Source organism: Streptococcus sp. HSISS2 (assembly GCF_000448665.1).
Taxonomy (GTDB): Bacteria; Bacillota; Bacilli; order Lactobacillales; family Streptococcaceae; genus Streptococcus; species Streptococcus raffinosi.
Genome location: NZ_CM002133.1, coordinates 1216935 through 1240543, shown reverse-complemented (window position 1 = coordinate 1240543; position 23609 = coordinate 1216935). Strand labels below are relative to the sequence as shown.

Sequence of the window (23609 nt, the reverse complement as noted above, 5' to 3'; positions counted from 1 at the left end):
ATCTGTAAAAATAAATCCAGCGTTAAGCTGGTTTTTAAAATGAAGAGGAAAATATGACCTACGAACAAGAATTTCTAAAAGACTTTGAAGCATGGGTTGTTACCCAAGTTAAAGTAAACGAAAAGGCCTTAGCCGCTAGTAAGAAAATTTGGGAAGAAGATGGTGATGAACGTGCCCGTGACGCAAGTTTCCGTTATGAAGCTAAATTAGATGCCTACAATTTCCTAATTGGTAAGTTTACCAATTATCGTGCCGGTAAAGGTTTCCATGATATGCCAGAAGGCTTGTTCGGGGAACGTCACTATTAATAGAAAATGATAAAGAAATGAGCGACGACCTTCTATAGGAAGAAGTCGTCTTTCAAAATGGGAGAAAAAACACATGGCAAAAGTAAAAATAAAAAGAAGGCTTTTAAACACCGTTTGAAAAAACAAGGACTTTTCAATAATCTGAAAGCCCCTGTTCCACCAGTAGCCCCACAAGCGGTTGCTGAAACGCAGCCAGTTGCTAAAGAGGAAGTGGTCGCTAAAGACCTTAGTCTTGAAGCCTTTTCAGAACTTCCAGAAGTGGAAGGCCTTCGTTCAAACCTTGTAGAGACTCTTTACAATGAAGGTTTGACGTCAGCAGCAGCCTTTGCAGGTGTGACTGAAGAAGAAGTCCTAGCCCTTAAAGGTGTAGGACCTGCAACTGTTAAAAAATTGAAAGAAAATGGTGTCAGCTTTAAAGCCTAATCCTTAAAAAGATCCGAGGTGAAAACTTCGGATCTTTATTGTTTGCCTTATTAGCTATTTTGGTGATTGTCAGAACAGAAAACCACTAGCTTTTTGCTAGTGGTTGATAGATCTGAATTATTTATTTCTTTGGATTTTGTTTGGTTAAATTAAGTCCAAAAGGGACCAAGTTTTCTTGATGCTTGCGAATACGGGCCATATTCTCCGTGTGACGGAAAGTAATCACTAAAGCCATGATGATAAGAACAGCACTAAAGATTGGATCATACCCATCTAGTAAAAAATGGATAGCCGGGAAAGTAGCCAAGGTAATCAGCCCTACAACTGCAGCAGTGACACTTGAAAATGAAATCATGCTGGTTAGATAGAGCGTTAAAGCAAAGACCAAGAGCAGGAAGACGCAGTAGAGGGGGGCAAAACCAAGAAGCACCCCAGCACTTGTTGCAACTGCCTTTCCACCCTTAAAACTAGCGAAGATTGGGAAAACATGTCCAATGATGGCAAAGAAACCAATGATTAGAGGAGATACAGCTGTGACACCCAACCAAACCGGTAGGAGCACTGCCAAAGTCCCCTTAAGCATGTCCACTAAGAAAGTGATTGTGCCAGCCGTCTTACCAAGAACACGGAAGGTATTAGTTGTTCCAGTATTTCCAGATCCGTGCTCCCGAAGATTCGTATGAAAGAAAACTTTTCCAATCCAGAGACCAGTCTGAATGGAACCCAGCAGGTAGGCGATAAGAATTAATAATAAGATTTTCATGAGATAATTATAGCATACAGCTTAGTAATTGACAAAGTTGGTCAGATTTAAGATAAGCTAACAGCTTTCCTGATTTCCTTTGCAAATTCTTCTGAAAACCTATAAAATAATAAGGATGAAAATTTTGGAGGTCACTCTTGGCTAAAAAAGAAATAAATGTAAATAATTATAATGATGATGCCATTCAGGTACTGGAAGGGTTAGATGCGGTTCGCAAGCGCCCAGGAATGTACATTGGCTCAACGGATGGGACAGGTCTTCATCACCTGGTTTGGGAGATTGTCGATAATGCCGTCGACGAAGCTCTCTCAGGCTTTGGTGATGTCATCGCTGTCACCCTAAATAAGGATGGTTCCGTTTCTGTTTCTGACTCTGGACGTGGGATGCCGACAGGGATGCATGCCATGGGTAAACCAACAGTCGAAGTTATTTTCACCGTCCTCCACGCAGGTGGTAAATTTGGACAAGGTGGTTATAAGACTTCTGGAGGTCTTCACGGTGTGGGTTCCTCAGTTGTTAATGCACTGTCTAGCTGGCTTGAGGTAGAGATTACCCGTGATGGTAGCGTCTATCGTCAGCGTTTTGAAAATGGGGGTCACCCTGTAACAGGACTTGAAAAAATCGGCAAGGCACCTAAATCTAAGACAGGTACAAAAGTTACCTTTATGCCTGATGCTAGTATCTTTTCAACGACTGACTTCAAATTTAACACCATTTCAGAACGTCTCAAAGAATCGGCCTTCCTTCTTAAGAATGTCACTATGACATTGACAGACTTGCGTGGCGAAGAAGAAGTTCGTGAAGAATTCCACTATGAAAATGGGGTTCAAGACTTTGTAACTTACTTGAATGAGGACAAGGAAACGCTGACACCAGTCATCTATATTGATGGAGACCAGCAGGAATTTCGCCTAGAAGTAGCCCTTCAGTACAATGACGGTTACTCTGATAATATCCTTTCCTTTGTCAATAATGTCCGTACTAAGGATGGCGGTACTCACGAGACAGGCTTTAAATCTGCGATTACCAAGGCCTTTAACGATTATGCCCGTAAGACAGGCCTTCTCAAAGAAAAAGATAAGAACCTTGAAGGGTCAGATTACCGTGAGGGCTTGTCAGCAGTTATCTCGCTCTTGGTTCCTGAAGAACACCTTCAGTTTGAAGGACAAACCAAGGATAAATTGGGATCTCCTTTAGCTCGTCCTATTGTGGATAGCATCGTTTCAGAGCATTTGACCTACTTCCTTATGGAAAATGGAGATTTGGCTTCGAACTTGGTGCGTAAGGCTATCAAGGCCCGTGATGCCCGTGAAGCTGCCAGAAAAGCTCGTGATGCTAGTCGAAATGGCAAGAAAAATAAAAAAGACAAGGGACTCTTGTCAGGGAAATTGACGCCAGCCCAGTCTAAAAATGCTAAGAAAAATGAGCTTTATCTGGTCGAAGGGGATTCTGCCGGCGGTTCAGCCAAACAAGGCCGTGATCGTAAATTTCAGGCCATTCTTCCTCTTCGAGGGAAGGTCCTCAACACTGAGAAAGCCAAAATGGCAGACATTCTCAAAAACGAAGAAATCAATACCATGATTTATACTATCGGTGCAGGAGTTGGAGCTGATTTTAACCTTGATGATATCAACTACGACAAGATTATCATCATGACCGATGCCGATACCGATGGGGCTCACATCCAAACCTTGCTTCTTACTTTCTTCTATCGTTATATGCGTCCACTGGTGGAAGCAGGACACGTTTATATCGCTCTGCCTCCTCTTTACAAGATGTCCAAAGGTAAAGGCAAGAAGGAAGTTGTCGAATACGCTTGGACGGACGGCGAACTTGAAGAACTTCGTCAAAAATTTGGTCGTGGCGCTCTTCTTCAACGTTACAAGGGGCTTGGTGAAATGAATGCTGACCAACTGTGGGAAACAACCATGGATCCAGAGACAAGAACCCTTATCCGAGTGACGATTGACGACCTTGCGCGTGCTGAACGTCGTGTCTCAGTCCTTATGGGAGATAAACCAGCACCACGCCGTCAATGGATTGAAGATAACGTTAAATTTACGCTTGAGGAAAGCGGCGTATTTTAGGTTGCAAGCCAGAAGGGAAAATTATAAGATAGAGTTAGGGAGAGCGCTTACTATCAATAGATACCTGAGTTTATAAAGAAATAAGTTAATTATTTTCTACATAGTTTATTAACTATTTGCAGTGTCATTGACTAGAAATCAATGGAGGTAGAAAAATGAATTTTAATGTTATCGATTACCTACTTTACCATGCAGATGTAGCTTTTCCTGCTATTATTCTTATGGTTATTGTTTCTACCATATACTTAATTTTTTATGGCATACGACCTATAAAAACACGCTTTTTTATCCTTTTTCTCTTATCTATAGTTTCCCTCCTAATCTTCGTGGTGGATAATCCCCTCTATTCTTATTTTGGTAGTACATTCTCAGGTTTATTATTTGTTTTTTACTATATGATGGTCTTTTCAGTGTTTTATGTGCCATTCTCGCTAATAGCTTTTATAAAAAGTCTTCTACATTTAATACGCTTTCAAACCAAATATTCAATCTTATTAGTTATTAATAGTTTCTTTGCCACATTACTGGCTTTCCTCAACCTGCTCTTTTTACAAGGGTCTTTGGGATTTCTCCCTGCTTCATCTATGTACCTTATTTTTCTTCTCCTAGCGATAATTGGTATTGTTCAAAATATAATAGGAGGAAAGGAAAATGAAAAAATAAAGACTATATTGCTAAGTCAGGAAAAGACAGTGTGAGGTAGACCTATGTTATCTAAGGTATTAAGTTTTTACTTTACTATCCTCAAGTGGTGTTTCCTGCATGTGGAGGGGCAATAGCTTATTTAAGCGTTTATAAAAAGAGACCACTAAAAACACACTTTTTGATCTTGCCTATACTAGTTGTGATAACCTTCCTTCTATCTTTGATAGATAATCCCTTCTCACAGAGGACCTACACGGGGTTGTTATTGACTTTCTACTATATCTATGTTTTTTCTCCCCTAAGTGTTGCTTGTAGTATCACATCACTTTTAAAAAGTATCTATCATTATAGGTTATTTCGTATCCCGCTAGCTACTGTTCTCGTAATCAACGCCTCTATAATGACTTGTTTAACACTTTTAAACTTTATCTTATTCTTTGGGGAACTTTCTACTTCATTGACTCTATCTTGTGTACTTTTCATTTTAATTGCGATAAGTACAGTGGTTCAATTTGTGATTGGTGAAATAGAAACTAGGAAGGTGAAAACCATTCTTCTACAGTTACAAAGTCAAGGAACAACATTGTAATTAGAGGTGTTGCAGTGAAGTAGGGGGTCTACTATTTGTCTTTTATTTTATTTCAAATCATTACTTAAACTAAAAAATAAAGAGAAATCTTATGTCTAATATTCAAAACATGTCCCTTGAGGACATCATGGGGGAGCGTTTTGGTCGCTACTCCAAATACATTATTCAGGAGCGTGCGCTTCCTGATATTCGTGACGGTCTGAAACCCGTTCAACGTCGTATTCTTTATTCCATGAATAAGGATGGCAATACGTATGACAAGGGCTATCGTAAATCTGCCAAGTCTGTGGGTAACATTATGGGTAATTTCCACCCCCATGGTGACAGTTCCATTTATGATGCCATGGTTCGTATGTCTCAGGATTGGAAGAATCGTGAAATCTTGGTTGAAATGCACGGTAACAACGGTTCTATGGACGGTGATCCACCAGCGGCCATGCGTTATACAGAGGCACGCTTGTCAGAGATTGCGGGCTACCTTCTTCAAGATATCGATAAAAACACAGTCCCATGGGCTTGGAATTTTGATGATACAGAGAAGGAACCAACCGTTTTACCCGCCGCCTTTCCAAACCTCTTGGTTAATGGGGCTACAGGGATTTCTGCTGGTTATGCCACAGACATTCCACCGCATAATCTGGCAGAGGTCATTGATGCTGTTGTCTACATGATTGATCACCCATCTGCTAAACTGGATAAATTGATGGAATTCTTGCCTGGCCCAGATTTTCCAACAGGGGCTATCATCCAGGGCAAAGACGAGATTCGCAAGGCCTACGAAACCGGTAAGGGCCGTGTAGTTGTGCGTTCACGTACTGAAATCGAACAACTCAAAGGTGGCAAGGAACAAATCATCGTTACTGAGATTCCTTACGATGTCAATAAGGCTGTCTTGGTTAAAAAAATTGATGATGTTAGGGTCAATAACAAGGTTCCAGGCATTGCGGAAGTTCGTGATGAGTCTGACCGTACTGGTCTGCGTATTGCTATTGAACTTAAGAAGGATGCTGACAGCCAAACCATTCTTAACTACCTGTTGAAATATACGGATCTTCAGGTCAACTATAATTTCAACATGGTGGCCATTGACAATTTCACCCCACGTCAAGTGGGCTTGCAAAAGATTTTGTCTAGCTACATTGCCCACCGTCGCGATATTATCGTTGCTCGTTCAAAATTTGACAAGGATAAGGCTGAAAAACGTCTTCATATTGTGGAAGGACTCATCCGTGTCATCTCTATTTTGGATGAGGTTATTGCTCTTATCCGAGCTTCTGAAAATAAAGCTGATGCCAAGGAAAATCTTAAGGTCAGCTATGATTTTTCAGAAGAACAAGCTGAAGCTATCGTGACCTTGCAACTCTATCGTTTGACCAATACAGATATTGTCACTCTCCAAAATGAGGAAGCCGATTTACGTGAACAAATTGCGACCTTGGCTGCCATCATTGGAGACGAGCGCACCATGTTTAATGTCATGAAGCGTGAGCTCCGTGACATTAAGAAGAAATTTGGAAATGACCGTCGTTCAGAGTTGCAAGCAGAAACCAAGACCATTGAAATTGATACCGCAAGTTTGATTGTTGAGGAAGAAACCTATGTCAGCATCACTCGTGGTGGTTACGTCAAACGTACAAGCCCACGTTCTTTCAATGCTTCAACGATTGAAGAAGTTGGAAAACGTGATGATGATGACTTGATTCTGGTTCAGCAGGCTAAGACGACACAGCATCTCTTGATGTTCACTAACCAGGCCAATGTGATTTATCGTCCAATTCATGAGTTGCCGGATATTCGTTGGAAGGATTTGGGAGAGCATTTATCACAAACCATCACTAATTTATCTAAGGATGAAGAAGTGCTTTATGCTGAAATTCTGGATGATTTTGAAGCTGGTACTTATCTAGCAGCCACTAAACTTGGTCAGATTAAACGTTTCGAACGCAAGGAATTTACCCCATGGCGTACCTACAAGTCTAAGTCGGTTAAATACGCTAAACTTAAGGATGCTAGTGATTGTGTTGTCACAGTCAACCCAATTCAGATGGATGATGTCATGATTATCACGCAAAAAGGCTATGCCCTCCGCTTCAATGCTGACGAGGTACCAGTTGTTGGTGCCAAGGCAGCAGGTGTTAAGGCAATCAACCTTAAGGATGATGATACCGTTCAGGCCGTTTTTGTGGCAAATACCCAAAGTTTCTATCTTCTTACACAAAGAGCTAGTCTCAAACGGGTAGCTACAGCAGATATTCCACAGGCTAAGCGAGCTGGTCGAGGTCTCCAAGTTCTTCGTGAGCTTAAGACTAAACCGCACCGTGTCTTTACGGCTGGTCCAGTCTTTACAGAAAATTCTGGTGGTGAGATAGATCTTCTAGCAACACCAGCGGAAGAGGCCCCTCAGACCTTGCTTGTCACAGCTACGACTGGTGAAACAGCAGAAGTTGATTTGTCCCTTCTTAATCTTTCAGAGCGTACTAGCAATGGAAGTTTCATTGAAGGACTAGCAGACAAGGAAGTCTTCGCTGCCAAGATTATTGAAAATAAAGATAAGAAAGCTTTGTTCTCTTATTTGAGAACAGAGTTTTTTTATCGTTCAATCCTCCCCAAAAACCTCTCAAAAAGAATTGTCAGAATTTTGCAACATAAACTTGAAATTTTCAATGAAAAGGACTATACTATAAAGCACATAGTAACAGAAAAGAGGACATACACATGACAGTTGATTTAGACTGGGAAAATTTAGGATTTAATTACCATAAACTTCCATTCCGTTATATTTCACATTACAAAGACGGAAAATGGGATGAAGGTCATTTGACTGAGGATGCGACTTTGCACATCTCAGAAGCATCCCCAGCTCTTCACTATGGTCAAGAAGCTTTCGAAGGACTCAAGGCTTACCGTACCAAAGATGGTTCAGTTCAATTGTTTCGTCCAGATGAAAATGCCAAACGTTTGCAACGTACAGCCGATCGTCTTTTGATGCCACAGGTTCCCGTTGACAAATTCGTAGATGCTTGTAAACAAGTAGTCCGTGCCAATGAAGAATATGTTCCACCATATGGAACAGGCGCAACACTCTATCTTCGCCCACTTTTGATTGGGGTAGGAGATATTATTGGTGTTCACCCTGCTGATGAATACGTCTTTACTATTTTTGCCATGCCAGTAGGGAACTATTTCAAAGGTGGTTTGGCTCCAACAAACTTCCTTATTCAAGACGAATACGACCGTGCTGCTCCACATGGTACGGGTGCTGCTAAAGTTGGTGGTAACTATGCAGCAAGTATGTTGCCAGGTAAGATTGCACATGACCGTAAATTCTCAGATGTTATCTATCTTGATCCTGCAACTCACACTAAAATTGAAGAGGTTGGTTCTGCAAACTTCTTCGGTATTACAGCTGATAACGAGTTCATCACTCCACTTAGCCCATCCATCTTGCCATCAATTACGAAATTCTCTTTGCTTTATTTGGCCGAAAAACGTTTTGGCATGAAAGCTATTCAAGGTGATGTTAAGATTGCTGAGTTGGACAAATTTGTTGAAGCTGGTGCCTGTGGTACAGCTGCTGTTATCTCACCAATTGGTGGTGTACAACACGGTGACGACTTCCATGTCTTCTATTCAGAAACAGAAGTAGGACCTGTTACACATAAACTTTATGATGAGTTGACTGGTATTCAATTTGGTGATGTTGAAGCGCCAGAAGGATGGATTTTCAAAGTTGACTAAATCATAAGAAATTAACGCTTATTTTAAGGCTTGCTCTTGCAAGCTTTTTTCTTTTTCGGTAAAATTAAAGAGATACATTAAGAAAGGATGACTTGAGCCAAGTCTCAAGTGTAAATCTATGAGCAAAAAAGACAAAAAAATTGAAATTCAAGTTAAAGATGCCAAAGTAACTGTTAACAAGGCAATCATTGAAGGGTTTGAGCTTGTTGTTGGTAAAAAAGTTATCGGCCAAATTGTAGAAATTGATGGTAAATTTGCCGTTGTTGATAAAGAAAACGTCGCAGGCTTCCACAAGAAAATGGATCAAGCAGTAGCTGCCATTATTGAAGCCTATAATCTTAATCATTAAAATCCAAAGTAAAGGCTTGCTTTGGTCAAGAAACTGTGATATACTATTTCTTGTTCTTAAAAGGAGAGATAGCGAAGAGGCTAAACGCGGCGGACTGTAAATCCGCTCCTTCGGGTTCGGGGGTTCGAATCCCTCTCTCTCCATATCTAAGAGACTGAGTCGAATAGTCGATGTCAAGTACTTAGATGTTTTTTTATGGCATTTTGCTATTGGGGTATAGCCAAGCGGTAAGGCAAGGGACTTTGACTCCCTCATGCGTTGGTTCGAATCCAGCTACCCCAGTCAAAGGTATCGGGTGCTTCGGCACCGCCTATGTCAACAATTGTCTTTGCGGGTACCTTGAAAAATATATTGTTATCAAGAGTCAGAATTGGCTGTCTCTTGTTGGAGGATCTTTTTAGAATGAACGAATTTGAAGAATTGCTAAACAGTGTTAGCGAAGTTAACACAGGTGACGTTGTAACAGCTGAAGTTATCTCAGTAGATAATGATCAAGCAAATGTTGTTATCGAAGGAACTGGTATCGAAGGTGTTTTGACACGTCGTGAATTGACAAACGACCGTGACGCAAACGTTGCAGACCTTGTTAAAGTTGGTGAAACACTTGAAGTGCTTGTTCTTCGTCAAGTTGTTGGTAAAGATACTGATACTGTAACTTACCTTGTATCTAAAAAACGCTTGGAAGCTCGCAAAGCTTGGGATAAACTTGTTGGTCGTGAAGAAGAAGTTGTTACTGTTAAAGGAACACGCGCTGTTAAAGGTGGACTTTCAGTTGAATTTGAAGGTCTTCGTGGATTTATTCCAGCTTCAATGATTGATACTCGTTTTGTTCGTAACACTGAACAATTTGTAGGTCAAGAATTTGACGCTAAAATCAAAGAAGTTGATCCAGCTGAAAACCGTTTCATCCTTTCACGTCGTGAAGTTGTTGAAGCCGAAGCTGCAGAAGCTCGTAAAGAAGTCTTCTCTAAACTTGAAGTTGGTTCAATCGTAACTGGTAAAGTTGCTCGTTTGACAAGCTTCGGTGCTTTCATCGACCTTGGTGGTGTTGATGGACTTGTTCACGTGACTGAATTGTCTCACGAACGTAACGTTTCACCTAAATCAGTTGTTTCTGTTGGTGACGAAGTTGATGTTAAAGTTCTTGCTATCGACGAAGAAGCAGGTCGTGTATCACTTTCACTTAAAGCAACAACACCTGGACCATGGGATGGCGTTGAACAAAAACTTGCTGCTGGAGATGTTATCGAAGGTAAAGTTAAACGCTTGACTGACTTCGGTGCTTTCGTTGAAGTATTGCCAGGTATCGATGGACTTGTTCACATCTCACAAATCTCACACAAACGTGTTGAAAATCCAAAAGATGTTCTTTCAGTAGGTCAAGATGTTACTGTTAAAGTTCTTGAAGTAAACGCTGATGCAGAACGTGTATCACTTTCTATCAAAGCTCTTGAAGAACGCCCAGCTAATGCTGAAGGTGAAAACAACGAAAAACGTCAATCACGTCCACGTCGTCCTAAACGTCAAGAAAAACGTGACTACGAACTTCCAGAAACTCAATCTGGATTCTCAATGGCGGATCTTTTCGGAGATATCGAATTGTAATATAGAAAAGAGGCATGGAAACATGTCTTTTTTATATTTTAGAGTATGCTATAATAGTATACTGTTAGCACCCTTAGTGTAATGGATATCACGTAAGATTCCGGTTCTTGAGATAGGGGTTCGATTCCCTTAGGGTGCAAAAAGACAAGAGCGTTGAGAGATTTATTCTTTCAACGTTTTTTAATCTGAGTCATATTTAGGTGCCATAAGATTTGTAGACTTTGAGCTTATGGTGTTTACAGTAGGTAATATTTTGCTATTTATTAAAAATTTTGCTATAATACTCAATATCTCATATTGGGGTCGTTACGGATTCGACAGGCATTATGAGGCATATTCTGCGACTCGTGTGGCGACGTAAACGCTCAGTTAAATATAACTGCAAAAAATACAAATTCTTACGCTGTAGCAGCCTAAACACCTGCTCGCGTGACTTCTAGCAGATTGCTTATGTTTGCTTAGAGGTTTTATTGATTTATAAGCTACGTTTGACCATTGCCTAGCTGGTCGAAAAGAGATTTATAGGCTCGCATATAGAAGGCTTGAGTTATGTGTCGCCTATCTGTTAAATGAAAGACATAACCTATGGTTGTAGACGAATATGTTGGCAGGTGTTTGGACGTGGGTTCGACTCCCACCGGCTCCATAAATACTTGAGGCGTCAGCCTTTTATTTGTGTATAGGAATTTATTATGAAAAAACTTTTGTCTTTGGCCGTTTTAGGTCTTTCACTTTTTACCTTAGCTGCTTGTGGACATTCTTCGTCTAAGACTGAGACAAAGGGGTCTGTGGATAATGAAGCTTCAAAGATTCTAACAGTTAAACATGGCAATGTTCGTCAGAACTTTGATAAAATTTCCATGGCAAATGCCTCTCAGGAATTTTCAGGGGGATCAAATCTTGATACTTTGAAAGGTTTGTTTGGGGAACCGTCATCGACTAGCCAAGAGCAGGCAGGAGATGCTAAACTGGATGTCTACAATTGGCAGTTTGATAATGTCGTTGTTACGGCTAAACTTTTCAATAATAGTACTGTTGTTAAGTCACTCTCAAACTTTTCTTTTGTCCGTGATCCTAAAATCACCTTGAAAATGTATGAAAACCTTAAAAATGGAACGAGCTATGATGATGCCGTTAAAACACTTGGTACACCAGATGTTTATTCTATTGCAGTATCTTCTGATGCTACAATGACACAGGCTCTTTGGTCATCAAATCTTGTCGCTAAAAAGGGTGAAACAGGTAGTCTTACTCTTAACTTCAAGAATGGTGCCTTGGAAAACAAATCTCAAGCAAATTTGATTAACAAGTAATAATAGGAAATGATGCCTTTCTAAATCAATGAAGGCATTTTTTGTTATAATAAAAAGAGTGATTAAAACGATGGAGATGCAATGACCCGAAAAAGGATTTTTTGTCGGAATTACTGTATTAATTCTGCTATTTTTATTACTTCTCTTACATAACATTTTCCCTTTAATCAGGTTTTGGGCCAATGCTAATCATGACCAAGACTTCTTAAGAGAAGCTTTTAAGCAGGCAAATGTCCAGAATGCTCTTATCCTTATGGATCTTATGATTTTATCATCAGCTATTCTTGGAGTTTTAAGTTCGTTTTTTTGTATTTTCGTTGGTCTGCTTTACGGTCCCTTCTTGGGCATTCCTATGAATATCCTTGGGAATACTTTTGGAAATTTAACTAGTTTTGAAATCCTAAGAAGATTTGAAAAGCCCGGAGGTCTAAACGTATGGAGAAACTCCTAACTTATATTGAAAATTTTAAGCATCGCTTTATTGGTATTTCGCTAGCATTCTCTATTCCATTTATTCCATCAGCTTTGGTCAATTATGCTTGTGTTCAGATGAAATTACCCACAAGGACAAGGATTTTAGCGACACTAATTGGAGTGACGCCACTCTCCGTTGTTTATGCCGTCAGTGGGGATTTGTTGCTAAATAGTCGCCCAATTCGAATACCATTAGTGGCAATACTTGCCCTTTTGTTGTTTATCTCACTCGTAATTTACGTTATCCATTTTAGGAAGGAAAAAATGAGCTTCATTCAAGTAACTAAGGAAGAATTTAACACACATGCTCAACAGGTTTCAGAGCGTTCTTTTATGCAAACAGAGGAAATGGCTAAGCTTCTTGAAAAACGTGGATTTAGCATTAGCTATGTCGCTTGGAAAGAAGGCAATCAGCTAGAAATCTCAGCAATTGTCTATAGTATGCCTATGACTGGTGGGCTTCGTATGGAAGTGAATTGTGGACCTATTCACTCCAATACGACTCATCTGAGCGACTTTTACCAAGGATTGAAGGACTACGCTAAAGCAAATGGTGCGCTTGAGCTGTTAATCAAACCTTATGATACTTATCAAACCTTTGATAGTAATGGGGAGCCAACTGGTGATGAGCAAAAGCAGCTGATTAGCCAATTGACTAACTTAGGTTATAGCTTTGATGGTCTGCAAACAGGTTATCCTGGTGGTGAGCCTGACTGGCATTATGTGAAGGATTTATCAGGGATTACAGAAAAAGCTTTGATTAAGTCTTTCAGCAAAAAGGAAAACCATTAGTTAAAAAAGCTAAAACCTTTGGTATCAAGCTGAAAAAACTGAAGCGTGACGAGTTATCCATTTTTAAAGAAATCACTTCAGCGACTTCTGATCGTCGAGAATATAGTGATAAATCGCTGGATTACTACCAAGATTTTTATGATGCCTTTGGTGATAATGCTGATTTTATGGTTGCTACTTTGAATTTCCAAGATTACCTTGAACATTTAGAGAAGGATCAGGCTAAATTGGGAGCTAGAATTGTCAAATTGCAAGCTGATTTGGAAACTAATCCTAAGTCTGAGAAAAAACAAAACCAATTGCGAGAGCTATCAAGTCAGTTTGAAACTTTTGATGTTCGCAAGGGGGAAGCGACAGCCTTTATTGACAAGTACGGCCAGGAAGACATTGTTCTAGCCGGAAGTCTCTTCGTTTACACCCCTCAAGAAGCAGTCTATCTTTTTAGTGGCTCTTATCCTGAATTTAATAAGTTTTATGCTCCAGCACTCTTGCAAGAGTATGTGATGACACAGGCTATTAAACGTGGTATCAGTTTCTATAACTTCCTTGGTATCATGGGCATTTTTGATGGTTCAGATGGGGTTTTGCGTTTTAAACAAAACTTTAATGGTTATATCGTTCGTAAAATGGGAACTTTCCGTTATTATCCACAACCGTTTAAATATAAGGCCATTCAAGGAATTAAGAAACTGCTTGGACGTTCTTAAGATGTAGAGGGCTTCTATTGGAGTCCTCTTTCATTATAATTCTGTTTTTGGAATTACGACATATATAAGAGAGTTTAGAGGAAGAAGGAGGTAGGTTGATGAAACTTGCATTATTAGGGACAGGAATGATTGTTACAGAGGTTTTGCCTGTTTTGGCAACTATTGAGGGAATTGAGCTGGAGGCTATAATGTCGACACCACGATCACTTGATAAGGCTCAAGCTTTAGCTAAGCAATATGGTCTAACTCAGGCGACAAGTGACTATGAAGCAATCTAGTCCAATCCAGATGTTGATACCATTTATGTTGGAACACCTAATCATACCCACTATGACTATGCCAAACAAGCACTTCTAGCTGGCAAGCATGTCATCTGTGAGAAACCTTTTACCATGCATTTGGAAGAGTTTGAAGAGCTGACTAAGCTTGCCCAAGAAAAAAAGCTTCTCTTGATAGAAGCTATAACCAATCAATATCTAGCTAATTTCACAGCGATTAAGAATTCTCTAGCAGAAATCGGTGATATCAAGATTGTGAATATCAATTATTCTCAATATTCATCACGCTACGATGCCTTTAAACGTGGTGAGATTGCTCCTGCCTTTAACCCTGAAATGGGTGGGGGAGCGCTTAGAGATCTGAATATCTACAATATCCATCTTTTGGTCGGACTTTTTGGAAAGCCTAATCGTGTGGAATACCTACCTAATGTGGAGAGAGGAGTGGATACGTCAGGAATTCTAGTTTTGGACTATGGTAACTTTAAGGCTGTTGCCATTGGAGCTAAAGACTGTAGTGCTGACATTCGTTCAACCATTCAAGGAGATAAGGGAGCTATCACCATTTTGGGTGCAACCAACACTCTCCCTGAGATTGGCGTCACCCTCAATGGTCAGAAAGAGAGAGTCGTCAATCTCAATAGTCTACAACATCGTATGCATGATGAATTTGTGGCTTTTGAAAAGATGGTGGCGACCAAGGATTTTGACAGTGTTGCCAAGCAGTTGGAGCATAGTCGTCAGGTTATGCAAGTCTTGGATCAGGCCTCTAAAGTTTTGTAAGATACTAAAAACAAGCAGTGGCATTAGCCATTGCTTGTTTTGGATTTATACAGTTGTTGGGAATGAAATCTCAATCAATTTTTCGGTGTGTACTGTTTGGAGTTTGTCCATCAAAACGATGTCTTTGTCAATTTTGCGTTTGAGGAAGAATTCACGGATGATTTCTAATTCGTTATCCTTAACAGCACGGTGTTTATTTGAAATCAATAGTTCGTAATGTTTAGGTGCTTGTGTAAAGACAACATCTGTATTTCCAGCAGAATAGGTTTCTACGAGGAAGGCATCTGTATTATCAAGTTGGTTTTGTACAAGTTCTTGGTGTGTTTGCGTCGTGTTAATAAGTTTCATAGTTACCTCCTAGGATTTGGCAGTTCTTGTATGGCTAGCTTTCCATTGTTCGATTCCCCACTTATGGCTGCCGCGTTTAAGCTTGGAAATCGCTTCATCAATTGGGAACCATGCCAGCTTGTTGAAATCTTCTAGAGGGTTACCAATTTCTGAAAAATCTACAACTTCATAAATGTAGGCTGGATTGTAAAAGTAAGTGTCACGGTGGCTTGAATAGAAGTATTCGTCAGCCTGTCCATAGTACTGTCCTAAAGTGGCTGTATACCCAAGTTCTTCAATTAACTCGCGTTTTAAGGCACTAAAGTGATCCTCGCCTGCTTCGATTTCTCCACCTGGGAGAAACCAAGCCCCGTTAGGAGCTTGAACTAAAATAATCTTCGTCTTGTCTTGGTTAGGAATCACAGCATAAACACCGTAACGTGTCTGATAATGAGCTCCCTCAACCTTATCACCAAATGTTGGATTCATAAGTTGCTCCTTAGGTTTATTTGCCTATATTATACTAAAAAAATCCTCATTTTCCTATTGATTTAGGCAGAATTACAGAGGATTTTGAAAATGGAAAATTGAAAAGTGTGAAAAAAGGAGTAAGATAGAAGAAATTTTAAATGACGTTTCTTCTGTCTTACTCCCCTTAGGGTCAAACAAGCCTAGAAGCCTGTTTGAGATAGTAGATATGGAAAATGTTACCCCATACCTTGAGTTTTTCTGATTTGAAAATTATAGCACCTTGTCCTACTTCTAGACGATTTAGTCAGATTCTTTGGTCGTTTCAGTTTCTTGTGCAGTTTTTTCAACTTTTTTAGCAGATTTAATAGTGATATGACCCTTGGATGTCATGACTGCCTTGAGATCTTTTTCATTTGGATTTTCAAGGTAGAAGTCGGTAATGGCATCCTCAATATAATCTTGGATGGTACGGCGAAGTGGTCGAGCACCCATCTTAGGGTCGTAACCAAGGTCAACCAATTTTTCTTTGACTTTTTCAGTCACACTAAAGTGGATACCGTTATTGGCCAAGCGCTGGTTGACGCTATCAAGCATGAGGTCCACAATAGTTAGGAGGTTTTCCTTACTGAGGGCAGAAAATTCAACAATACCGTCAAAACGGTTCATAAATTCAGGACTAAAGAAGTCTCCGAGTTGGTTCAACACAGAGTTAGTGCGATTCTCACGAGCAGCTCCAAAACCAACACTAGCTTCAACTTTACCAGTACCGGCATTTGATGTCATGATAATAATGGTATCTTTGAAGCTTACAGTGCGACCTTGTCCATCAGTCAAACGACCATCATCAAGAACTTGAAGGAACATGTGAAGCACGTCTGGGTGAGCTTTTTCAACCTCATCAAGAAGAATCAGTGAATAAGGATTACGGCGGACTTTTTCAGTTAACTGACCAGCTTCGTCATAACCTACATATCCTGGAGGGGCACCGACCAACTTAGCAACAGCGTGTTTCTCCATGTATTCGGACATGTCGAATCGAATCATACTATCTGCTGATCCAAAGAGTTCAATGGCCAATTGTTTAGAGAGCTCAGTTTTACCGACCCCAGTAGGACCTACGAAGAGGAAACTACCAATTGGGCGATTTGGTGCGCCAAGACCAACACGATTACGACGGATAGCTTTGGCAATCTTATCAACTGCGGCATCTTGTCCAATAACATGTGACTTAAGGTCATCAGCAAGGCTAAGAAGTTGTGATTGTTCTTTTTCTTTAAGGTCACCGACAGGAATGTTTGTTTTTTGTTCTACAATGGCTTCGATATGTTTTTCAGTGATGACAGGCATATCTTGGTCACTGATGGTTTGTTTTTGCATTTCCTTGTATTTGGCAATTTGATCACGGAAATAAGCAGCCTTTTCAAAGTCTTCGTCACGAGTGGCTTGAGCTTTGAGATTTTCCGCTTCAATCAAACGTTTATCAATATCTTTAGGATCAACAAAGTTAAGTGTCAAGTTCATCTTAGAACCAGCTTCATCAAGAAGGTCAATGGCCTTGTCTGGCAAGAAGCGGTCTTGAATGTATCGATTGGACAATTCTGCAGCTGCCCTGATAGCTTCGTCCGTATATTTGACATGGTGGTAGTCTTGGTATTTAGGTTGAATACCATGCAAAATTGTAATGGTTTCTTCAACGGTTGGTTCATCAACCTTAACCGGTTGCATACGGCGTTCGAGGGCAGCATCCTTTTCGATAATGCGATATTCGTTAAGGGTTGTTGCTCCGACAAGTTGAAGCTCGCCACGAGCAAGAGCAGGTTTTAGGATATTTCCAGCGTCCATATTGCCATCACCAGCATTACCAGCTCCTACAATTTCATGGATTTCATCGATAAAGAGGATAACATCCTGACGTTGACGAATTTCTTCCATAAGTTTTTGCATGCGTTCTTCGAATTGACCACGGATACCAGTACCTTGGACTAGGCTGACGACATCAAGACGGATAACTTGTTTGCCTTGGAGTTTTTGAGGTACACTACCATCAACGATTTTTTGAGCAAGACCTTCAACAACGGCTGTTTTACCAACACCAGGTTCACCAATAAGAACAGGGTTGTTCTTGGTACGTCGGTTAAGAATTTCTATAACACGAATGATTTCTTCATCACGACCAATGACAGGGTCAATATCTCCACGACGGGCAATGTCTGTGATATTAATTCCAAATTCCTCAAGTAAACCTTGTGGTTGTTGAGGCGCCTGTTGGCGAGGTCCTCCTGGACGTCCTGGCCCCTGTGTATTGCCACCGTTTCCTCGGTTTCCACCTTCCTGTGTTGGTGGTGTATTTGGAAGGTCTCCGTTTGAAGAACGGAAGTTGTTTAGGTCGCTGAAGAAATCATCAAAGAAGCTGGAACCCCCTGTTTGATTGAATTGATTGAGTGGGTTCTCAGGGTCAGATTTCATGATTTTATAACAATTTTGACAGAGGTCAACTTGTTGCTGATTACCATTTACGTTGGTATACAAATGGATACTAGCTTCATTTAGGTTACAGTTTTGGCAGAGCATATCAGTACCTCTTTCTATCTGGATTTGAAAGGACTCTTTTTTGAAGATAGCTTGGTCAAAAAAGGTCAAATCTATGTCTCCATTATAGCATGCAGTAGTAATATTGCAAGCAAAAAGCATTAGGGTTTGGCACTCTGTATAATCAAGTGCTAATTTTGAATTAAAATACAAAAATACTTGCATATTATACAAAAATAGACTATAATACCTTTTATATTATTCAGAATGAAAGTGAGAGCCCTATGACATTAGCAACATCCTTTTTGAAAGAAATTGACTTCACTAAACAGGAACTGGAAGAATTAATTGCGCTATCTCTTAAATTTAAAGAGTTGAAGAAAAATAGAATTCCTCATAAGTATCTAGAAGGGTTAAATATTGCCCTACTTTTCGAAAAGACATCAACAAGAACACGTTCAGCCTTTACTGTAGCTGGTCAGGATCTAGGGATGAATGTGACCTACCTTGGTGCAGGTGATATTCAGCTTGGTAAGAAGGAATCTGTAATTGATACAGCTAAGGTGCTTGGATCAATGTTTGACGGGATTGAGTACCGTGGTTTTAAACAAGAGGATGTTGAAGACTTGGCTAAATACTCTGGTGTTCCGGTCTGGAATGGTTTGACAGATACTTGGCATCCGACTCAGATGATTGCGGATTTCATGACCTTGAAGGAGCACTTTGGTAGTCTAGAGGGCTTGACCATTGCTTATATTGGAGATGGTCGTAATAATATGGCAAATTCACTTTTGGTGACATCGGCTATCTTGGGCGTTAATGTTAAGATTATCGCTCCAGAGGGTTTGCAGCCTGAGGATGATATTGTTGCCCTAGCTCATAAACATAATAATGGTGCTGATTTAACCATTACAGATGATATTTCAGAAGTTAAGGGAGTGGATATGCTCTACACTGATGTCTGGGTTTCTATGGGAGAAGAAGTGGACTTTAAATCTCGTATTGATTTGCTTCTACCTTATCAGATAAATGCAGACTTACTTGCCAAAACGGAAAATCCAGATGTCATCGTTATGCATTGCCTTCCAGCCTTCCATGACCTTAATACTCAAATTGGACAGGAAATGTATGACAAATATGGTTTGGCAGAGTTAGAAATTACAGATGAGGTCTTCCAAAAATACAGTGACATCATCTTCCAAGAAGCTGAGAACCGTATGCATTCTATCAAGGCTATCATGTACAATTCCTTGAAAAATATTTAAAATTCCCCCATTTTTTCCGTAAGTGTGATAAAATAAGTAAGAAATACACAATTAATAGGAGAAATAACATGGAATCACATTTGGTGAGAATCATTAACCGTCTTGAAATGATGGCGGCTGATGGTGGTAATTTAAAACGTAATTTTGAACGTGAAGGAGTGGTTGTTGCCGAAGTATCTTTCAGCAATGATCCAGAAAATGGTCCAGTTTTCACATTGCGTGACGTTGAAGCTCGTGAATCTTATTCATTTGATAGCATTGACTTGATTGCAATGGAAATCTACGACTTGCTTTACTAATCAATAACTTGAAACCGACTCTTTTTAGACTAGGGGTTTCAAAATCGTTAATGGGAGTGGGAAAGAGCATGTAAAATTGTTCTTACTCACTCTTTTTTGATTTTTATGTCTTTAAGCTACTTTTTATACTGAAATATCGCATTTATAAGAAAATACTTTATTATTATGCATCCTTCTGATATAATAATGAGGAATATTAATAAGGAGTATCTTGATGAACTTTTCATTTTTGCCACAGTTCTGGTCTTACTTTAACTATGGTGTCTTAGTAACAATTATGATTTCAGTCTGCGTGGTCTTCTTTGGGACCATTCTTGGGGTTTTGGTATCCCTGATTAAGCGTTCTGGAATCAAGCCATTAGAGTGGCTCGTAAGCCTTTATGTTTGGGTTTTCCGTGGAACGCCTATGGTTGTGCAAATCATGATTGCTTTCAACCTCATTCATATGAACCTTCCAACGGTTCAGTTCGGAATTTTGAACCTTGATTTGTCACGTATCGTTCCTGGTATTATCGTCCTTTCTTTAAATAGTGGTGCCTATATCTCTGAAAGTGTGCGTGCAGGGATTGAGTCTATTCCGAAAGGACAGGTCGAAGCAGCCTATTCACTTGGTATTCGTCCATGGAATACCATGCGTTATGTGGTCTTGCCTCAGGCTATTAAAAATATTTTGCCGGCCTTGGGTAACGAGTTCGTAACGATTATCAAAGATAGCTCGCTCTTGCAAACCATCGGCGTTATGGAATTGTGGAATGGTGCACAGACTGTTGCGACAACAACTTACTTGACCTTGACACCGCTTCTGTTCGCAGCCTTCTACTATTTGATTGTGACAACGGCTATGACAGCGCTTTTGAAACAAATGGAAAAACGACTTGGGGAGGGAAGTAAATAATGGCAAAAACAATTATTGAGATTAAAAATCTTCACAAGTATTTTGGTAAAACGAAGTTCTCAAGGGGATTGATCTAGATATTAAAAAAGGTGAGGTAGTGGTTATCATTGGTCCTTCAGGATCTGGTAAATCAACCTTCCTACGCTCAATGAACTTGCTTGAAACGCCTACAAAAGGTGTAATTTCCTTTGAAGGTGTGGATATTACAGACAAGAATAACGATATTTTCAAAATGCGTGAAAAAATGGGAATGGTTTTCCAACAGTTTAACCTCTTCCCAAATATGACGGTTAAAGAAAATATTACCCTCTCTCCGATTAAAACTAAGGGAATTTCTAAAGCTGATGCTGAAGCTAAAGCCTTGGAACTTTTAGATAAGGTTGGCTTGAGAGAAAAGGCGGATGCTTATCCAAGTAGCCTATCAGGTGGTCAGCAGCAACGTATTGCGATTGCGCGTGGTTTGGCTATGGATCCAGATGTTCTCTTGTTTGACGAACCAACTTCTGCCCTTGACCCTGAGATGGTTGGTGAAGTACTTGCGGTTATGCAGGACCTTGCCAAGTCTGGGATGACTATGGCTATCGTTACGCATGAAATGGGCTTTGCCTATGAGGTGGCCGACCGTGTTATCTTCATGGATGGCGGTGTTATCGTAGAAGAAGGAACACCACAAGAGATTTTTGACCATACGAAAGAAGAACGTACAAAGGATTTCTTGAGTAAGGTATTGTAAGACTGAGATTAAATCTTGTTTGTGAAGGCTGGAATTATTCCAGTCTTTTTTGCTGTTTTACTTTTCTAGAATCATTCTTGTTTAGGGCGATTTTACGGAAACAATGGATAATTATGCTATAATGATGCCATACCAAAAATAATATAGAAGGTCAAGAAATATGCTTATATATGACACGGCCTTAAAAACCCCTTATAGGATTCTTGGAATTAACCTTCCTAAAGATAGTCTTTTGCACCTATCTAACTTAGGGTTAGCTCCTGGTGAAACCATTGAGGTGGTAACTAAGACCAAAAACAGTGCTATTATTATAGTGAAAGGGAGTCGCTTAGCCTTTGATGCATCGATTCTAGATAAGATTGATTTGACACCTGCTGAGGAAAATGAGGAGAAAATACCTCTTTCTGAACTACCAGTTGGGCGTTCTGCCATCGTCACTGATATTTTCGCAGCTAATGAAACCAAGCGTCGTCTCATGGATATGGGAATTACAAAGCGCACACGGCTTTTATTACGTAAAGTAGCTCCCTTAGGAGACCCTTTAGAAATTAGTTTGAGAGGCTATGAATTAACGCTACGCAAGTCGGAAGCGCAAATGATTAGTGTAGTCATGCTGGATGAGGGAGAGGAAAAATGATAGAAGTTGCTTTAATTGGTAATCCTAATAGTGGTAAGACTAGCTTATTCAACTTGATGACAGGGCATAATCAGCGTGTTGGTAACTGGCCAGGTGTTACAGTTGAACGAAAAAGTGGGCTGGTTAAAAAGCATAAAGATATCGAAATTCAGGATTTACCTGGGATTTACTCTATGTCACCCTATAGTCCTGAGGAAAAGGTGGCGCGTGACTATTTACTCAGCAAAAAGGCTGATAGCATCTTAAATGTGGTTGATGCGACAAACTTGGAACGTAACCTTTATCTGACAACACAGTTGATTGAAACAGGTATTCCTGTGACCTTGGCTCTTAACATGAGTGATGTTTTAGAAGCTCAGGGAAAAACAATTAATATCGATAAATTGTCTTATCATCTGGGTGTCCCGGTGGTTGCGACTAGCGCTCTCAAACAGACTGGTGTGGATAAGGTTGTGAAAAAGGCAGCTCATACGACGATCGCTAGTGTAGGAGACATCGCTTTTCCAATTTATGATGATAAATTAGAAGCTGCCATCTCACAAATTTTGGATGTTTTGGGAAATTCTGTGCCACAAAGGTCCGCACGTTTTTATGCCATTAAGCTCTTTGAACACGATGCTTTGGTTGAGGATGAACTAGATTTGTCAGCTTTCCAACGTAAAGAAATCAAAGACATCATACGTATCACTGAGGAAGTTTTCACAGAGGATGCCGAATCTATTGTCATTAATGAGCGTTACGCCTTTATTGAACGTGTTTGTAAGATGGCTCAGAGTCAGACAAAAGATTTTGCCTTAACCTTGTCAGACAAGATTGATAAATTAGTAACCAACCGTATTTTGGCTCTCCCAATTTTTGCGGTAGTTATGTATTCGGTCTATTATCTTTCTCTTCAGGGAAAGATGTGGACTGACTGGGCCAGTGATGTTCTCTTTGGCAAGTATGTTCCTGATTTGATTACCTCTGGGCTCACCTATCTTCATGTCCAAGATTGGCTTAAGTCTTTGATTGTTGATGGCGTTGTGGCTGGGATCGGGACGGTACTTGGCTTCCTTCCCCAAATCTTCGTGCTATTTATCTGCTTAGGTGTGCTTGAAGATATTGGTTATATGAGTCGTATCGCCTTTGTTATGGACCGTATTTTCCGTCGTTTCGGACTCTCAGGGAAATCTTTTATTCCGATGTTGATTTCAACAGGATGTGGTGTCCCAGCAGTTATGTCTAGCCGGACTATTGAAAATGAAAGAGATCGTCGGATTACTATTATGACGGCAACCTTTATGCCTTGCTCGGCTAAATTGGAAATTATCGCTTTGATTGCTGGGGCCTTCTTTCCTCACAATCCTCTGGTGGCTCCAAGTACTTATTTTATTGGGATGGCTGCCATCATTTTATCAGGTATTGCCCTTAAAAAGACGAGCTTTTTGGGTGGCTTGACCAGTCCTTTCATTATGGAGTTACCTTCTTATCATTGGCCTAAGGCTATGTCGGTCTTGCGTTATGCTTTTGGTAAGGCTATGAGTTTTGTGAAACGTGCAGGAACCATTATTTTCAGTTTGACTGTCCTGATTTGGTTCATGTCCAACTATAACTTTATGA

At 40.1% G+C, this 23609-nt stretch carries 17 protein-coding genes, 3 tRNA genes, 1 other RNA gene and 5 pseudogenes; 22 read left to right on the top strand and 4 right to left on the bottom strand.

All coding sequences use genetic code 11. The features are described 5' to 3' along the window. Positions 1 to 53: 53 nt before the first annotated feature. The gene (locus tag HSISS2_RS05530) at positions 54 to 308 is read left to right on the top strand and encodes a DUF1912 family protein (protein ID WP_002889075.1); all 255 of its coding nucleotides are present in this window, start codon (positions 54 to 56) and stop codon (positions 306 to 308) included. Between the two features lie 57 nt (positions 309 to 365). Beyond that, on the top strand, positions 366 to 731 hold the full coding sequence (locus HSISS2_RS05525; protein WP_021145793.1) for a helix-hairpin-helix domain-containing protein: 366 nt from the start codon (positions 366 to 368) through the stop codon (positions 729 to 731). 121 nt (positions 732 to 852) lie between these two features. Here the strand turns inward: HSISS2_RS05525 and plsY are convergent, their stop codons facing one another. Beyond that, positions 853 to 1494, bottom strand: coding sequence for a glycerol-3-phosphate 1-O-acyltransferase PlsY (gene plsY, locus HSISS2_RS05520; RefSeq protein ID WP_021145792.1), 642 nt, complete (start codon positions 1492 to 1494; stop codon positions 853 to 855). 137 nt (positions 1495 to 1631) lie between these two features. Between plsY and parE the strand changes: the two genes are divergently transcribed. The 14 genes and pseudogenes from parE (at position 1632) to HSISS2_RS05460 (ending at position 14854) form a co-directional block, all read left to right on the top strand. Then, entirely contained in the window at positions 1632 to 3581 is a 1950-nt protein-coding gene (parE, locus tag HSISS2_RS05515) for a DNA topoisomerase IV subunit B (RefSeq protein ID WP_021145791.1), read from the top strand. 155 nt (positions 3582 to 3736) lie between these two features. Continuing rightward, positions 3737 to 4279, top strand: a complete 543-nt coding sequence (locus HSISS2_RS05510; protein ID WP_021145790.1) for a hypothetical protein — start codon at positions 3737 to 3739, stop codon at positions 4277 to 4279. 627 nt (positions 4280 to 4906) lie between these two features. Further along, positions 4907 to 7351, top strand: a pseudogene (parC, locus tag HSISS2_RS05505) (DNA topoisomerase IV subunit A); the annotation flags it as partial. 179 nt (positions 7352 to 7530) lie between these two features. Further along, entirely contained in the window at positions 7531 to 8553 is a 1023-nt protein-coding gene (locus HSISS2_RS05500; protein ID WP_021145788.1) for a branched-chain amino acid aminotransferase, read from the top strand. Between the two features lie 118 nt (positions 8554 to 8671). Next, complete coding sequence (locus HSISS2_RS05495; RefSeq protein ID WP_002889065.1) at positions 8672 to 8902, top strand: DUF2969 domain-containing protein; 231 nt, start codon at positions 8672 to 8674, stop codon at positions 8900 to 8902. A 62-nt stretch (positions 8903 to 8964) separates the two neighbouring features. Continuing rightward, positions 8965 to 9045 (top strand) — tRNA-Tyr (locus tag HSISS2_RS05490). Positions 9046 to 9112: 67 nt separating this feature from the next. Beyond that, a tRNA-Gln gene (locus HSISS2_RS05485) sits at positions 9113 to 9184 on the top strand. 120 nt (positions 9185 to 9304) lie between these two features. Next, complete coding sequence (gene rpsA / locus HSISS2_RS05480; protein WP_002889064.1) at positions 9305 to 10507, top strand: 30S ribosomal protein S1; 1203 nt, start codon at positions 9305 to 9307, stop codon at positions 10505 to 10507. A gap of 67 nt (positions 10508 to 10574) precedes the next feature. After that, a tRNA-Arg gene (locus HSISS2_RS05475) sits at positions 10575 to 10646 on the top strand. A gap of 160 nt (positions 10647 to 10806) precedes the next feature. Further along, positions 10807 to 11156: a transfer-messenger RNA gene (gene ssrA / locus HSISS2_RS10900) on the top strand. A gap of 43 nt (positions 11157 to 11199) precedes the next feature. After that, complete coding sequence (locus tag HSISS2_RS05470; protein WP_008534087.1) at positions 11200 to 11820, top strand: DUF3862 domain-containing protein; 621 nt, start codon at positions 11200 to 11202, stop codon at positions 11818 to 11820. A 435-nt stretch (positions 11821 to 12255) separates the two neighbouring features. Beyond that, positions 12256 to 12393: pseudogene (locus HSISS2_RS12195) on the top strand (hypothetical protein); the annotation flags it as partial. 165 nt (positions 12394 to 12558) lie between these two features. Then, positions 12559 to 13793, top strand: a pseudogene (locus HSISS2_RS05465) (aminoacyltransferase). 98 nt (positions 13794 to 13891) lie between these two features. Beyond that, positions 13892 to 14854: pseudogene (locus tag HSISS2_RS05460) on the top strand (Gfo/Idh/MocA family oxidoreductase). A 45-nt stretch (positions 14855 to 14899) separates the two neighbouring features. Here HSISS2_RS05460 and HSISS2_RS05455 read toward each other — a convergent pair. The 3 genes from HSISS2_RS05455 to HSISS2_RS05445 all read right to left on the bottom strand — a co-directional run bounded on the left by HSISS2_RS05455 (position 14900) and on the right by HSISS2_RS05445 (position 18223). After that, complete coding sequence (locus tag HSISS2_RS05455) at positions 14900 to 15202, bottom strand: DUF1827 family protein (protein ID WP_002889059.1); 303 nt, start codon at positions 15200 to 15202, stop codon at positions 14900 to 14902. Between the two features lie 9 nt (positions 15203 to 15211). Continuing rightward, positions 15212 to 15670 (bottom strand): NUDIX hydrolase, encoded by a 459-nt coding sequence (locus HSISS2_RS05450; protein ID WP_002889057.1) that lies wholly within the window; start codon positions 15668 to 15670, stop codon positions 15212 to 15214. A 282-nt stretch (positions 15671 to 15952) separates the two neighbouring features. Continuing rightward, positions 15953 to 18223 (bottom strand): ATP-dependent Clp protease ATP-binding subunit, encoded by a 2271-nt coding sequence (locus HSISS2_RS05445; RefSeq protein WP_042767220.1) that lies wholly within the window; start codon positions 18221 to 18223, stop codon positions 15953 to 15955. A gap of 242 nt (positions 18224 to 18465) precedes the next feature. Here HSISS2_RS05445 and argF point away from each other — a divergent pair, with 242 nt between their 5' ends. The 6 genes and pseudogenes from argF to feoB form a co-directional block, all read left to right on the top strand. After that, positions 18466 to 19446, top strand: a complete 981-nt coding sequence (gene argF, locus HSISS2_RS05440) for an ornithine carbamoyltransferase (protein ID WP_021145782.1) — start codon at positions 18466 to 18468, stop codon at positions 19444 to 19446. A gap of 68 nt (positions 19447 to 19514) precedes the next feature. After that, a complete protein-coding gene (locus HSISS2_RS05435) occupies positions 19515 to 19745 on the top strand; it encodes a DUF1797 family protein (protein ID WP_002885970.1) in 231 nt (76 codons plus the stop codon). Between the two features lie 214 nt (positions 19746 to 19959). Continuing rightward, complete coding sequence (locus tag HSISS2_RS05430) at positions 19960 to 20640, top strand: amino acid ABC transporter permease (RefSeq protein ID WP_021145781.1); 681 nt, start codon at positions 19960 to 19962, stop codon at positions 20638 to 20640. Continuing rightward, a pseudogene (locus tag HSISS2_RS05425) lies at positions 20640 to 21373 on the top strand (amino acid ABC transporter ATP-binding protein). The gene HSISS2_RS05430 and the pseudogene HSISS2_RS05425 overlap by 1 nt, the downstream one beginning before the upstream one ends. Before the next feature lie 160 nt (positions 21374 to 21533). Continuing rightward, positions 21534 to 22010 carry a ferrous iron transport protein A gene (locus HSISS2_RS05420; protein WP_021145779.1) on the top strand — a complete coding sequence of 159 codons (477 nt, stop codon included), beginning with the start codon at positions 21534 to 21536 and terminating at the stop codon, positions 22008 to 22010. Further along, positions 22007 to 23609 (top strand): ferrous iron transport protein B (gene feoB / locus HSISS2_RS05415; RefSeq protein WP_134981494.1); only part of this gene is annotated, 1603 nt, incomplete at its 3' end. The genes HSISS2_RS05420 and feoB, both read left to right, overlap by 4 nt.

Bases quoted from the DNA above. Each gene is read 5' to 3' on its own strand.
- HSISS2_RS05530 (WP_002889075.1), top strand. From the start codon at position 54: ATGACCTACGAACAAGAATTTCTAAAAGACTTTGAAGCATGGGTTGTT.
- HSISS2_RS05525 (WP_021145793.1), top strand. From the start codon at position 366: ATGGGAGAAAAAACACATGGCAAAAGTAAAAATAAAAAGAAGGCTTTT.
- plsY (WP_021145792.1), bottom strand. From the start codon at position 1,494: ATGAAAATCTTATTATTAATTCTTATCGCCTACCTGCTGGGTTCCATT.
- HSISS2_RS05510 (WP_021145790.1), top strand. From the start codon at position 3,737: ATGAATTTTAATGTTATCGATTACCTACTTTACCATGCAGATGTAGCT.
- HSISS2_RS05500 (WP_021145788.1), top strand. From the start codon at position 7,531: ATGACAGTTGATTTAGACTGGGAAAATTTAGGATTTAATTACCATAAA.
- HSISS2_RS05495 (WP_002889065.1), top strand. From the start codon at position 8,672: ATGAGCAAAAAAGACAAAAAAATTGAAATTCAAGTTAAAGATGCCAAA.
- rpsA (WP_002889064.1), top strand. From the start codon at position 9,305: ATGAACGAATTTGAAGAATTGCTAAACAGTGTTAGCGAAGTTAACACA.
- HSISS2_RS05470 (WP_008534087.1), top strand. From the start codon at position 11,200: ATGAAAAAACTTTTGTCTTTGGCCGTTTTAGGTCTTTCACTTTTTACC.
- HSISS2_RS05455 (WP_002889059.1), bottom strand. From the start codon at position 15,202: ATGAAACTTATTAACACGACGCAAACACACCAAGAACTTGTACAAAAC.
- HSISS2_RS05450 (WP_002889057.1), bottom strand. From the start codon at position 15,670: ATGAATCCAACATTTGGTGATAAGGTTGAGGGAGCTCATTATCAGACA.
- HSISS2_RS05445 (WP_042767220.1), bottom strand. From the start codon at position 18,223: ATGCTCTGCCAAAACTGTAACCTAAATGAAGCTAGTATCCATTTGTAT.
- argF (WP_021145782.1), top strand. From the start codon at position 18,466: ATGACATTAGCAACATCCTTTTTGAAAGAAATTGACTTCACTAAACAG.
- HSISS2_RS05435 (WP_002885970.1), top strand. From the start codon at position 19,515: ATGGAATCACATTTGGTGAGAATCATTAACCGTCTTGAAATGATGGCG.
- HSISS2_RS05430 (WP_021145781.1), top strand. From the start codon at position 19,960: ATGAACTTTTCATTTTTGCCACAGTTCTGGTCTTACTTTAACTATGGT.
- HSISS2_RS05420 (WP_021145779.1), top strand. From the start codon at position 21,534: ATGCTTATATATGACACGGCCTTAAAAACCCCTTATAGGATTCTTGGA.